We start from the raw sequence: 12,621 nt of genomic DNA on the forward strand, positions 1-12,621 counted from the left end.
GCCGTATCCGGGCGATGGGGCCCGCCTGACCCAACTGCCGGACCGCTCGCCGTCGGCGCGAGTCGTCTACGCGATGACCGACCGCGAGGGTGGCTGACGGTCCCTGTCTGTAGCCACAGTCATGACAGCAGCCCATCCCCTCGGTCGACTCGAGACGCTTGCACTGATCGGTATCGGCGGCTTCGCCGGCTCGAATCTCCGGTACTTCGCGCTTGGCCTGCTGTCTGATCTGCAGGCCGTCTTCCTGGTCAACGTGCTGGGCTGTTTCGTCCTCGGCTTTCTGGTTTACGAGGCCGAGTACACCGATTACATCGGGCGAGAGTCACGGATCGTCTTCACCACTGGCTTTCTCTCCTCGCTGACGACCTACAGCACGTTCGCGATCCAGACCGCGACGGCAGCCGAGCCACTGGTTCTCATCGCCGTCGTCGCCGGCAACTACGGACTCGGGTTCGCGAGTGTACTCGCAAGCCGAACTCTCGCACGCCGACTCCGTGACCGCACACCCACTGTCGGTGGTGAGACGGCATGAGTCTCGAGACCATGGTGTTAAGCGACGTGCTCGAGACCGTACTCGTCGGGCTGGCGCTTCTCGGCTCCGATCTCCTCGCGTCTGTGACGTTCGATCCCGAACCCGCCCACATCGTCGGCACTGGCGGTGCAATCGGCGCAATCGTGCGTCATCTGATCTACCGCCAGTTCTCGAGCGAACGATTCCCGTGGCCGACGCTTGCCGTCAACGTCGTCGGGAGTTTCGGCTTCGGCGCGGCGATCTTTGCGGGTGCCAGTGAGACGACGATCCAGCTGATTGGGATCGGCATCTGCGGGGCCTTTACCACGTTCTCGTCGTTTTCAGTCGAGACTGTCCAGCTCTACGAGCGCGGTGATCGACTGCTCGCTGTCGTGAACGCTGCAGGCAATCTCGTCCTTTCGCTTGCAGCGATCGGAATCGCGTGGTGGCTCGTCACGGCGTGGCCGGTTTAGTCAGCGTCGATATCGTCAGCTACGGGTCAGCTCAGACGTAACAACTGAGCCGATTCCCACACCGTCGGGGGACTGCCGGGGGCGATCTGTAGTAACAGTTGAACCACGGTCGACTCGAGTCATCACTCGTCTACACAATAGTATTATCGGCCAATATCTTTTATTTTCTAACAAATCCAATATTTTAAATATCATGGCGGGACTCAGTCCAACTACCGGGTAAGTAATAACCAATGGTTAGGGAATATGCAGCGCGGATCTGCCCTGAATGTGATGGGAGATTGCGGACGGATGGTACTGAGACGGTCTGTGAAGACTGCGGTCTCGTACTTGCCGAGGATGCGATCGATCGTGGGCCCGAATGGCGATCGTTCGACGATGACGACGACACCGATCCACGACGAACCGGCGCACCGCTTACTCGCTCGAGACACGACCGTGGACTGTCGACGAAAATCGGCTACGGCTCTGGCTCCGATTCGACGTACAGCTCTCGCATAACGGGCCGGAAACGACGACAGATCGCTCGCTTACGACGAGAGCACAACCGTGCCCAAATCTCGTCGAAAGCCGAACGAAATCAGGTCTACGGCTTCACCGAGATCCGACGGGTCAACGCCTTACTCTCACTGCCCGAGTCCGCTCGAGAACAAGCCTGTGCGCTATTCAAGTCCGCCCAGTCCGAAGGGCTGTTTCAAGGCCGATCGCTCGAGGGGTTTGCCGCAGCGGCGATCTATGCGACCTGTCGAACACGTTCGAATCCCCGGACGATCGACGAAATTACCGCCGTTGCCCGCGCGAGCGCCGACGAGCTCACCACCGCCTACGACGCACTGAACCGAGAGCTCGGTCTGCCCACGGGACCGATCGACCCAACGCAGTATCTCCCCCGCTATGCCTCGAAACTCGGCCTCGATACGGCCGTCGAACGCCGTGCTCGAGAGCATCTGACTGCCCTCCTTCAGGACGGCGTGATCGGTGGTCGGAATCCAAGCGGGGTTGCAGCGGCCTGTCTCTACAAGGCAGCTGGTGAACGCGACGCGTGGCCGACGGTCACACAGGCCGACGCCGCCGAGGTTGCCAATGTCGCCCCCGTGACGATTCGATCGACGGTGACGACGATCAAGGAACGCTGACTCGTACTGTCACCGCTCGAGAAAGCATCGACGGGCGGGCTGGTCGAGACCGGACGGCTCAGGTCGTTCGGAGATTATCCGTACTCGGCTCGTACACCTCGCCTTTCTGTTTGAGTTTCTCGATTTCGTGTTCGGCCTTGGAGTGATCCATCCCGATCTCTTCAGCCCGATCCAGAACGATATCGATCGGCGCACCGTCATCGTACTCCGTTTCGACATCGCTAATCAGCTGTTTGATGTTCTTGATCCGATCGCGCTGTGATTTGGACGTGCCTGCTTCGACGATATCCGCGTCGAACTCCCCAGTCTCGGGGTCGACACCGATATCCTGTAGGCACGACCGAACGATTTCGATGACGCGATTTGCGTCTGCTTCTTCGACGGTATCCGACAGCCGCACGCGGGCGCTTGCCTCCGAGAGCCGGACCAGCGCCTCGAGTTTTCGCGCCGTCACCGGTATGGGGGCGTCCTCGTCGGTCCCTTTCAGTCGCAGGTCGACGTAGAAGTCCCGGATCGCCTCGCGTGCTGCCTTGGTCATCCGTGGATGGCAGTTCTGTTTCGCGTAGGCGATATACTTGCGCAGGAGTTCGGCGTCGATTTCGGGATCGACCTGTCCGGTCATCGCTTCGATCTCCTCGTCGGAGACATCCATCGACGTCATCTGCTCGCGCTGGGTGGTCAACTCACCGGCGTAGTTCGTGGTGAGGATATGTTCTGCGAGATTTCGATCTTTCTCCTCGTCAGGGTCGTCCGTGACCGTAAAGATCAGGTCGAATCGCGAGACGAGCGCCGGCTCTAAGTCGATCTGTTCGCTGATCGGCTCGTAGTGGTCGAACCGGCCGTACTTGGGGTTTGCCGCACCCAGCAGCGAGCACCGGGACTTGAGAGTTGCGTTGATCCCCGCCTTCGAAACCGAGATTTTCTGCTGCTCGAGCGCTTCGTGCATGGCGGACCGATCTTCCGACCGCATTTTATCGAGTTCGTCAACTGCGGCGATCCCTCGGTCGGCCAGAACGAGCGCGCCAGCCTCGAGTGTCCACTGCTGGCCGTCGCCGAAATCGTCGCGAACCGCAGCAGCCGTCAGCCCTGCCGAGGACGACCCTTTCCCGGAGGTGTAGACAGCTCGAGGAGCGATGTTTTTGATGTAGCTGAGCATCTGGGAGTTGTGCGAGATTACGCCATTTGAGATGTAGTTGTGAGTTCCCTCGATCTCAAGATCGTATACCCAGTCGTAATCAGGTTCGACGCTGCTGATACATTCGATGCGTTCCCAGCAGACATCCCCTTCGGCAAACTGCTCGAGAGTGTTGAGACTCCTTTTTAGAGACCCACCGTCAGCTAGAACACCGTCCTCACTTGGGGTCTCTTCTGCTGATAACGCGTCTTTGAATGTCGCGACGACCTTCTCGAAACTTTCTCGACTTGGATTTCTCGACCCCCGTTCATAATGTTGATACGTTGATCGTGGCAGTCCACACTCGGCCTGTGTGAGCGATAGTGATTCCCGTACTCGCCGCAGTTCTGAGCCAACATCTGGAATAACATCCCGGTTTGTATTCCCCATTGTATCGGCGTATTGTTCTGCAGCCTGCTGTTTTCGCTGGGTTATGAAGCCCACTTTAGAGACATATCTCTCAAATTCGTTTCCGCTGATTCTGAGTCGGTAGCTACTGTTCTGCCGCTGGTGCAGTTGTGATCGGATCCCAACTGAGAGCAGTAATGTTCTAACATCTTCGAGCAGATTGCGGCTCATCGAAGCAACAGTGAGCTCGCGCTGCGACTCCGAAACGTGTCCTTCTGCTTCGATGAATGCTTTGAGGAATTCCGATTTAGTTGTCGCTGAAGCCTCGAAGATCGAACCAGGAACACACTGCTCACTAGATGACTGAAGAATGCATGGCTCGAGTGCTTTGAGGAAGCTTACGAACTCCCCTGCTGAACAAAGTAGTTCATACGCATCCTTCGATTTATGAGGCACTCGCTCTGTCGTATTGAGGTCTAGTTTCTTGAGTGCATCCGTTGCGTCGTCCAATACTTCCCTGTCATTATTCGTAATTGAAACAAATCCTGTATTATCGTCTCGCTGTTGGACGTATCCCTCTGCGATGATGTACCCAATCAGGCGGGCTAATGATGGCGTCCATTGACTTGGCAGGTCAAGATGAACCGCATTTGGTGATCGAGATTGCCGAAAGTCAATATTGAGTGTGTCATCACTGTCTACTGTAAGTGTTCGAGGTGCAGCAATGAACTGTCCTGCTGTGAGGTCATCTGCGATTACCGGTTTGAGCTTTCCGTCATTCTGTACGAACAGCGGGTGTGACGGCGTCACCTCGAGTTCTCGCCCACTCGAGGTTTGAATTCGATACATCTGGTCGGGAGCCTTTCGCTTCCAGACTTTCGTCGCCCGCTGCGGTGCGATTGAGCCATCGTCCTGTAGGGACGGGACGTTGAGATCGATTTCGTCGTACCAGCCATCATCGATCGGCTTCGGGTCCTCCAGATTCGACTCGACAATTTTCCGGATTGGGACGTCACGACCATCTGCGAGTGTGATTTTCGTATCTCCGTGGACACACTTCCCAGTACCAGGATCACCGATCAGGAGCATATGCAGGTCGCCACGAATTCTCGAGCCGTCGGGCAGCTGCTTCGTAACCCCCGAAAACAGCTGGAGGATCATCGCGAGTTTCTCCTGTTCGTAGCCGTAGATCGAGGGTGCGATGGAGGCGACCATCTGTTCGTAGATATCGTCTCGATTAGAGATTTCGTAGATCGCCTTCTTATCATCCTCGGTGATGTCCATATCCTCGAACTGCTCTTCGTCGATGTCGACGGACATCCCCTCCATGTAGAAGTCGAAGACAGGGGATTTCTCCTGGTCGTTGCCCTGTTGCTCGAGTCGTAAGACGCCGGTCGCCGAGACGTGGTCGCCAGGGGTGACTTCGCCGGTGATATCGTCTTCGATGTGGACGTCGAGTGACTGTGGCGTCTCGCCGCCGCGAAGGCCTTCAGGGCTCTCCTGCATCCGGAGTTTTTGCGAGTCGACAAACTCCGACTGGTCGAAGTTGACTTTGAACGGCCCCTGTCGTTCACAGCCCTGGCATTCGTGGGGTTCCTGGAAATCGCCGCTGGACTGTGGAATCCGATTCAGAGTGCCACAGAGCTGGCACTCGAAGGCAGCCTCCTCGATCTTCGGACGGACGTCAGTCGCCTTTCGGACGATGCCATGGACCTGCACGAGAGAGTTCATATCCCGGGCACGAATGTCCCGGATTTCGGGGGACTCCGTCTCGGGTAAGTTTTTGACCCGGACGTGGGCCTGACCGAGACTGACGTCGATCGGCAGGTCATACAGCCGCAGTGCTTCCTCGGCGTAGCGCTGGAGTTGTTCGGGCTGGTTCAGAAAGTCGTCCGCGAGATCGGGATCGAACCGATAGAGGTCCTGCCAGTCGACGTGAAGCGAGCGCTGCTCGTTGGGGTATCGCTGCGCAAGCTGTTTGATTTCGTTGTCGTAGTAGTTGCGGAAGAATTGCTCGAACGAGTCGACGAGTTCAGAATTTCCCGCTTGCGCCATTGCAGTTCTCTAGGAGTGCCATCGGCTATAAATGGTTGCAAAGCGGGACGAAACTGAACGGACCGAGTTCGGGCCACACGAATCGGCCGTTCAAAAACGGTCCCCAGCGCCGCCGCCGGAGACGCACACGCCGTCTCCTGTAGTTCCGTTTACGTGGCCACAGTCGGATTCCGTTCTCTCCGGTTATGTATGTACGGCCAATCTGTTTTGGTATCGATTGCTGAATGAATAGTTATCGGCACGTTCGTCCGTGGTTACTGTTGGTCACCGAGTTCGCTCGAGGCGACGCCCAGTGTCGAAACCGATCGAATGGCTGCTTCGACAGTGAAATCCACGTACGTCCGTTGGGCACCGCTCGAAAGTTTAAGCGTGGAAGAAAGATGGGATCGCCCGGATTTGAACCGGGGTCACGGGCACCCAAGGCCCGAAGTATACCAAGCTAACCCACGATCCCTTGCTGCATCTATGGCTTGTCGGTGTATTAGTTAAAGGCTTTCGTTATCGACCGAACGGTTTTCCGGATCGACGTGCTATCACTAGCCTCATGACAGGCATCGAGATCCTGGTGTTGATCTTCGTTCTTGTAGGTGTCCTCATCGCGGCCAGCCTCGTTCGCGCGGTTAGTCCGTTCATCATCAATGCGGTCGTTGGACTGGTCGTCTTGTTTCTCGCACAGGCCGTGTTCGGTTTCTCGGTGGCGGTGACGCCCATCGTCCTCGTGATCGTCGCCCTCGGCGGCGTTCCCGGCTCAGTGATTGTGCTCGTGCTGTCGCTGCTGGGTATCGCGTTCGTTCCGTAACTTCGCACGCAGCTCTCGGTGGTCTGTCTCACAGCAAACGCGAACACGAGACTCGAGAAACTGCTACGGTCCGATTCGAGCGGCTACAGATCGGCATCGCGGAGTTCGATATCCGCGACGAGCTCGTAGGGGTGGGCGTCTTTTCGGATGCCATCGACGAGCATGAAGGCCTCACTGGGCTCTAAGAAGTGTTCAGTGACGACCCGGCCCAGCGGCGTGGGTTCGAAGCCATCGATGAAGTCGTACTGCAGAAGCTTGCCGATCGCGTGTTTCGTCGGCACATCACCGAGCATGCGGTCGTTGAGCCCCTTTGCGGCTTTCCCGCCGACGGTGATGTTCGCCAGCGTTTCCTCGATCGCGGCGGCCTCGTCGTAGTGGGTCATCACCGACTCCATGTCGCCTTTCAGCAGTTTGAACGCGACTTCGTCTTCGCTCATCTCCATGGAGTTGTGATAGGCACAGTCGGGTTCGACGAGGACGTACACTGTCCCTTTGTCGTGGTAGTCTGGCCGACCCGCACGGCCGAGCATCTGGTGGAACTCCTGGACCGAAAGCCACTCGATCCCCATCGCCAGCGAGTCGAAGATCACCTGTGAGGCCGGGAAGTCGACCCCCGCAGCGAGGGCAGCAGTCGTGACGACGGCGGAGAGTTCCTGTTCGCCGAACTGCCGTTCGACTTTTTTCCGGCGCCGGTAATCGAGGCCGGCGTGATACGGCGCAGCGGAGTACTCGAGTTTTCGACTGATCTCGTGACACCGCCGTCTCGAGTTCGTAAAGATGATCGTCTGGCCGCGATACCCTTTCGAAGACTCCGTATCGAACTCGCGTCTGACGAGTTTGTTTTCGATCCGAACTTTCTCTTGGCCGTCAGCGAACGTGACGTGCCGTTCGATCGGCACCGGCCGCTCCTCGAATTCGATGAGCGTCGACTCGAGAGCCGCGCCAAGCTGTTCGGGGTTGCCGACGGTCGCCGAGAGATAGACCCACTGCGCGCCGCCGTAGTCGTCGCGTCGTTTCGCACGTTGTTCGCAGGTGTATTTGAGCCGCGAAATGAGGCCATCGAGTCGGTGGCCACGGTCGTCCTCTTTGAGCGTGTGGACTTCGTCGATGACGACGGTTCCAATATCACCCAGATTCTTGCCAGTCCGCAAGGCGTGGTCGATCCCCTCGTAGGTGCCGACGATCACGTCGGCGTTGGGGTCGAACTGGTTGCCGTTGTCGCTGATCCGGCTCGCGCCCACGCGAATGGAAACGTCGACGAGGTGGCCGTACTCGTCTTGAAAGTCCTCGTACTTCTGATTTGCAAGCGCGACGAGGGGAACGAGAAAGAGCATCTTCCCCTTGCCGTTCAACACACGGTTGAGACCGGTCATCTCGCCGACGAGGGTTTTCCCGGTCGCCGTCGCCGACACCACGAGCTGGTCCTCAGCGTCGAACAGCCCGTTCTCGACGGCGAGACTCTGGACCGGGAGCAGGGTCTCGAAGCGGTCCTCGAGCAGCCCTTGTAAGCCGGGATGGAGGTTCAGCGAGTCCACCCGAACGGGATCGACCTCATCGGTTGTCGCCGAGATGGTATCGAACTTCGTCAGATCGGGATCGAGCTGGCCTTTCAGCAGGTTGACGATCCGCTCTAAATCCTGCACCTCGAGCATGAGTTCCTCGAGGCGGTCTTTGGCCGCGCCGGTGACTGCGCCGCCACCGGAGTACGACAGTTGCCGCTCGAGTTCCTGGCGCGCACAGTCCTGGCAGATCCAGTCGTTATCGTCTTTGACGGCCGTCTCGGTCGTAATCGGCGAATACCGGCCTGCGGAGGCACAGTACCGACAGGTTCGGACGGCTTTGGCCTTGTCCTCGAGCTGGTAGCCGCTGAGCATCTCCATGAGTTCCTCGCGGCCCTGCTTCGAGGTCTGCTCGGAGATACGAATCCGCTTGGATCGCCGGGCGAGTTCGATGAACTCGTCGGGCTGGCGTGGCTCTTCGCTCGAGCCGTCTTTGAGCCGGAACTTTGCGGGACGAGGGCCGGCCGAGGTTTCTGACAGTCCGAGCTTTGCCCGGAACAGTCGCTGTCCGTCGCGCTCGACCACCACGAGATAGTCGTCGCCAATCTCGTGACAAAAGATCGTTTCGACCTGCTGGACCTGCTTCGACACTGGGTTGCCATAGTCGGTCGGCGTACTTGAGCGGTTCGAAATGCCGAACAGCTGAACGTGCATCGAACACACGGCGATCGTTCAACAGGGTCTGCAGCGGCGAGCAGTGGCTCCCTGCGACCGTCGCCGTTCGACAGCTCTGACAGATCCGCACACGTCGGCGGGCGGTGAGCGTCGGGATTACGACTCGACTTTCCGTGCCGTAGTAGCGATTACGAGTTCAGGTCCCCAGATCGGCCCAGTCAGCTCGTGAGTGGGGTCAGTCCACCCCGCTTCGAGGAAGAACTCCGTACCCTCCTCGCGGTCGTACCGGAAAAAGAGCGTCTCGGCGACACCGTCCTGAACGTTTTGGACCGGGTTCCACCACGAGGGCGACCGCCGGTTGAAGCCAAGAACCAGGATCTCGCCGCCTTGTTTCGTGACGCGGTGGGCCTCTCGCAGCGCCTCGACGGGCGCAGACCAGTAAAGGATCGAGCCGACTGAGACCACACAGTCGAACGTCTCGTCCGCATACGGGAGCGTACGCGCATCCCCCCGGATAAAACGGACGTCCTCGAGCTCCGATTTGTCCGCGGCGGTCTCGAGCTGTGGCTGGCTTAGATCGAGCCCGTGGGCCGCTGAGACGTCCGAACGGAGCTGGTCGATCGTCTCGCCGGTTCCACAGCCGATGTCTAGCACTCGGTCTGCCGACTCGAGATCGATCCGATCGAGTGCCGCCTGCTGGAGCGACGCCGGCCAGAACAGCGACGGGACGACAGCGTCGTAGCCCGGTGCCAGAAGGTCGAACCAGTGCCGGGTTGCGTCGTGGTCCTGTAACGTACCCATATCGGGCGGTCAGCACGGGCTATTATAATGTTTGGCTGGGCACGTGCTCGCCCAGCGCCGCTGACAGCACTCCTCGCTCTGTCTCTCACTCGAGCAGTTCGATCTCGTCGTCGCCGTTAGGGACCGCACAGAGGAACGCCCCTGGCTCGTCGCTCTCGTTTCGATACCAGTGGACTGTCCCGGCAGGGATCAACAGCGAGTCGCCGGCTTCGACCGTGTACTCCTCACCGCCGTCGACGGCGTCGCCGGTTGCGCTATCTGCCGCTTGCATATCGCCGATTCCGACCGTATACTCTCCTTCGAGGACGTACTGTTCGTGTTCGACCTCGTTCGTGTGTGCGGGCACTGATGCGCCGGCCTCGAGGACAAAGCGCCGGATCGCAAACGTCGGCGCACCGTGGTCGTCGCTGATTAGGACGCCTTTCTCGAGTCCGTCAGCAGCGCTGACGGATTCGTACTCGATGTCGTCGCTGCGACGGATCACTGGCTCGGGTTCGGGTGTGGACGTTGGTGTTGCCATACCCATACGTGGGCGGCGAGGCCACTAAACGTTCAGTGGACTCCCGGTGAGACGAGCGCTGTCGCTCACGGGGATAAAATACTGCAGTCAAGTGCCGATACTACCGCGAATTCGCCTTACAGGCGCTCGACGTTCGTCGCGCGTGGGCCTTTGGGGGCCTGCTCGATGTCGAACTCAAGCTCCTGTCCTTCCTCAAGGTCCGGGCCGCCGATGTCTTCCATGTGGAAGAACACGTCGTCGTCCGCGTCCTCAGTCTCGATGAATCCGTAGCCGCCAGTGTCGTTGAAGAAATCAACGGTTCCTTTCGCCATTGCTTTTGGAGAGAGTGCCCGTATACTGATAAACCCTGCGACTCGACGCAAGTGCCGATATCGGACGTTACCCGCGTGTTAGTGGCGATATCTCGGATTTTCTCGAACGGTCATGTCCCGTCTCCTTCCTCAAGGCGGTGGACTGCTATCGAGATGAAATACACCAGCATGAAGACGAGAAAGCCGACGACGAGCCCACCCAGTTCGGCTGTACCGAGGCCAGCAGGACCGAGTATCGAAAGCGCTGCTAGCGACACGAGAAACACCACGATCGTAAAGAGGCCGATGAGATAGTAAAACCCTGTATCGGACTCGAGTAGCGCTCGCATGCTCGATTGTTTTGGTAGGAGTGGCAAAACGCTACCGGCACGGACGTTCCCGATCTCGAATTCGTTGCGACACGCCGACTGTCGAGCCTGCAAACGGCGGAGACGGCTCGGCTGTCAGTGGATCAGACTGTCCGTTGCCGTTGCGTACTTTTCGGGAATCGACGCTGCGATCGTCTCGGGATCCGTCTCGCCGTTGACGTTGATCAGGTACGTCCGACCCTTGTCGTCGCCGTACACCCCCTGGAAGTCGTAGACAAAGCCGTAGACGTCGACCTCGTCCGGGACCTCCTCGGCGTTACGGAGGAACTGTGCCTGCCGATCGACGTTGTACTCGACGAGCTGGTTGACGACCATCTCCTCGTCGGCATCGGCGTCGATGAGGTCGCTCTCGAGGCCGTCTTCGATGACCGGGATGAGCTGTGCGACCCACTTGTCGACACCTCGTGGCCCGGGCAGGTCGCCGTCGGTCACCGCGTTGTACGCTGCGGTGACAGCGCCACAGCCGGTGTGGCCGACGACGGCTGCGACATCGGTGCCAGCGTGGGCGATGGGATACAGGAGACCGCCGTCGACGATCAACTCGCCGTCGTCCTCGTCCCAGACCTGATTCCCGATGTTGCTGGGGGTAAAGACCGTCCCCGGATTGTCGACGCCCCACATTCGCTCCTGTGGAACACGGGAGTCCGAACAGCAGACGGAGACGACGTCGGGTTGTTGGCCGTCCTGAACAGCTGCAAAGTAGTCATCTGGGAGGTCTGCTACGTGACGCTCGTTTCCTGCGAGCAACGCGTCTAACACGTCGTGATCATCGCCCATACGAACGACATGGCGGATGATCGTCAAAACGCTTGCTCTTTGTGCACGTATCCCGGTGTAACTCGAGCCGGAGACGAAGCGGGTTCCGGAAGCCGAATTTTCACGGTCCCGACGAGCCATGTCTGTGTATGGCAACAACCAGGCAGTGGCGGCTCGCGAGCCGTCCAGTCGGCGAACCGACACCCGAAAACTTCGACCTTGTTACCGTGGATCGTCCCGAGCCCGGACCGAACGAGGTGCTTGTTCGCACGCTGTATCAGTCCGTCGACCCCTATATGCGCGGTCGAATGCGAGATGCGGAGTCGTACGCCGACCCGTGGACCGTCGGCGAGCCGATGCGCGCCGGCGTCGTTGGCGAGGTTCTCGAGTCGAACGCCACCCGGTTTTCGGCCGGCGACGTTGTCACTGGCGACCTCCACTGGGCGGAACACGCCGTCGCTGACGCGGGCGAACTCCGACAGGTAGACCCCGCGCATGGCCCGATCTCGACGGCGCTGGGCGTCCTCGGGATGCCCGGGGTCACAGCCTACTTCGGGCTGCTCGATGTCGGCGAACCGACGCCCGGCGACACGGTCGTCGTCTCCGCTGCAGCCGGCGCGGTCGGCTCCGTTGTCGGCCAACTCGCACAACTCAGCGGGGCGCGCGTGGTCGGCACCGCCGGCAGTGAAGAGAAGATCGCGTGGCTCACCGACGACCTCGGCTTCGACGCTGCGATCAACTACAAGACGACCGACGACCTCTCGAGTGCGGTCGACGACGCCTGTCCGGACGGGATCGACGTCTACTTCGACAACGTCGGCGGCCCGATTACGGATGCCGTCTGGCCCCGGCTGAACGTCCGTGCTCGCGTCGCCGTCTGCGGACAGATCGCCCTCTACAATGAGACCGACGTCCCCACCGGGCCGCGAAAGCTCGGCAAACTCATCGAATCCCGTGTGACGGTCGAGGGCTTTCTCGTCACCGACTACGAGGGACGCTGGGGCGAGGCGCTCGAGCGCCTCTCGCAGTTCGTTCAGAGCGGCGAGATCCAGTATCGCGAGCACGTCGTCGACGGATTCGAGAACGCCCCTGACGCGTTCCTGGGGCTGTTCGAAGGAGAAAACATCGGCAAGCAGCTCGTCAAGGTCGCAGAAGACGACCGGTGAGAGTCGGTACTCGAGTCATTTCGAACGAA

Annotated in this window: 12 protein-coding genes and 1 tRNA gene; 5 read left to right on the plus strand and 8 right to left on the minus strand. The window is 59.4% G+C overall.

The features are described from left to right. The first annotated feature begins 121 nt into the window (after positions 1-121). From ACERJA_RS18580 to ACERJA_RS18590, 3 genes are all read left to right on the plus strand, one after another. Complete coding sequence (locus tag ACERJA_RS18580; protein ID WP_373609706.1) at positions 122-532, plus strand: CrcB family protein; 411 nt, start codon at positions 122-124, stop codon at positions 530-532. Then, a complete protein-coding gene (locus tag ACERJA_RS18585; protein ID WP_373609707.1) occupies positions 529-984 on the plus strand; it encodes a CrcB family protein in 456 nt (151 codons plus the stop codon). Before ACERJA_RS18580 ends, ACERJA_RS18585 begins: the two co-directional genes overlap by 4 nt. Before the next feature lie 233 nt (positions 985-1,217). Next, positions 1,218-2,120, plus strand: coding sequence for a transcription initiation factor IIB family protein (locus tag ACERJA_RS18590; RefSeq protein ID WP_373609708.1), 903 nt, complete (start codon positions 1,218-1,220; stop codon positions 2,118-2,120). Between the two features lie 58 nt (positions 2,121-2,178). Here the strand turns inward: ACERJA_RS18590 and ACERJA_RS18595 are convergent, their stop codons facing one another. Further along, positions 2,179-5,697 (minus strand): LAGLIDADG family homing endonuclease, encoded by a 3,519-nt coding sequence (locus tag ACERJA_RS18595; RefSeq protein WP_373609709.1) that lies wholly within the window; start codon positions 5,695-5,697, stop codon positions 2,179-2,181. A gap of 381 nt (positions 5,698-6,078) precedes the next feature. Then, positions 6,079-6,151, minus strand: a tRNA-Pro gene (locus ACERJA_RS18600). Positions 6,152-6,241: 90 nt separating this feature from the next. Between ACERJA_RS18600 and ACERJA_RS18605 the strand changes: the two genes are divergently transcribed. Next, on the plus strand, positions 6,242-6,496 hold the full coding sequence (locus ACERJA_RS18605; protein WP_373609710.1) for a pro-sigmaK processing inhibitor BofA family protein: 255 nt from the start codon (positions 6,242-6,244) through the stop codon (positions 6,494-6,496). Between the two features lie 83 nt (positions 6,497-6,579). On the opposite strand, the gene ACERJA_RS18610 is transcribed toward ACERJA_RS18605, so the two are convergent. The 6 genes from ACERJA_RS18610 to ACERJA_RS18635 form a co-directional block, all read right to left on the minus strand. Continuing rightward, positions 6,580-8,646, minus strand: coding sequence for a DEAD/DEAH box helicase (locus tag ACERJA_RS18610; protein WP_373609742.1), 2,067 nt, complete (start codon positions 8,644-8,646; stop codon positions 6,580-6,582). A gap of 180 nt (positions 8,647-8,826) precedes the next feature. Beyond that, complete coding sequence (locus tag ACERJA_RS18615; protein WP_373609711.1) at positions 8,827-9,471, minus strand: class I SAM-dependent methyltransferase; 645 nt, start codon at positions 9,469-9,471, stop codon at positions 8,827-8,829. A gap of 85 nt (positions 9,472-9,556) precedes the next feature. Then, positions 9,557-9,991 carry a cupin domain-containing protein gene (locus ACERJA_RS18620; RefSeq protein ID WP_373609712.1) on the minus strand — a complete coding sequence of 145 codons (435 nt, stop codon included), beginning with the start codon at positions 9,989-9,991 and terminating at the stop codon, positions 9,557-9,559. A 116-nt stretch (positions 9,992-10,107) separates the two neighbouring features. After that, the gene (locus tag ACERJA_RS18625; RefSeq protein ID WP_005554588.1) at positions 10,108-10,302 is read right to left on the minus strand and encodes a cold-shock protein; all 195 of its coding nucleotides are present in this window, start codon (positions 10,300-10,302) and stop codon (positions 10,108-10,110) included. Between the two features lie 110 nt (positions 10,303-10,412). Then, the gene (locus tag ACERJA_RS18630) at positions 10,413-10,631 is read right to left on the minus strand and encodes a hypothetical protein (protein WP_373609713.1); all 219 of its coding nucleotides are present in this window, start codon (positions 10,629-10,631) and stop codon (positions 10,413-10,415) included. A 114-nt stretch (positions 10,632-10,745) separates the two neighbouring features. After that, entirely contained in the window at positions 10,746-11,447 is a 702-nt protein-coding gene (locus ACERJA_RS18635) for a carbonic anhydrase (protein WP_373609714.1), read from the minus strand. A gap of 128 nt (positions 11,448-11,575) precedes the next feature. On the opposite strand from ACERJA_RS18635, the gene ACERJA_RS18640 reads away from it, so the two are divergent. After that, positions 11,576-12,592: an NADP-dependent oxidoreductase gene (locus ACERJA_RS18640; protein WP_373609715.1), complete on the plus strand. Its 1,017-nt coding sequence runs from the start codon at positions 11,576-11,578 to the stop codon at positions 12,590-12,592. Positions 12,593-12,621 lie beyond the last annotated feature (29 nt).

The sequence above is a fragment of the Natronorubrum sp. A-ect3 genome (assembly GCF_041821125.1).
GTDB lineage: Archaea > Halobacteriota > Halobacteria > Halobacteriales > Natrialbaceae > Natronorubrum > Natronorubrum bangense.